The sequence below is a fragment of the Roseivirga seohaensis genome (assembly GCF_001592945.1).
In the GTDB taxonomy this organism is placed as follows: domain Bacteria; phylum Bacteroidota; class Bacteroidia; order Cytophagales; family Cyclobacteriaceae; genus Roseivirga; species Roseivirga seohaensis.
The window spans coordinates 1-279 of the sequence record NZ_LRPB01000035.1 but is presented as its reverse complement, the minus strand read 5'-3'; the positions used below and the strand labels follow the sequence as shown (position 1 = coordinate 279).

The 279-nt window shown below is 42.7% G+C and carries 1 protein-coding gene; it reads right to left on the bottom strand.

The window, feature by feature from the left end; translation table 11 throughout:
- Positions 1–279, bottom strand: a 279-nt coding sequence (locus tag AWW67_RS19145) for an Ig-like domain-containing protein (protein WP_221405267.1), incomplete at both ends; no start/stop codon positions are given.

Sequence of the window (279 nt, the reverse complement as noted above, 5' to 3'; positions counted from 1 at the left end):
GTTGCCACAGTATTATTATTGGTCGCTGCGTCTTGGGCTACATCGCTTGGTACATCTACCGTTACTGAACCATCGGCTGATGGAGTAACGATGGCGGTATAACTTGTGCCGGAACCTGCAAAATTGCTTAGTATTCCATTCGTCAACACCACATCTGAAGAAACAAAACCTGTGACATACTCACTGAAAGTAATAGTAACATCGAACACTCCACTTGTTAATGTTGATGAGGTACTCGTTATAGTGACTGTAGGTTTGATCTCATCAATATCAGTCACG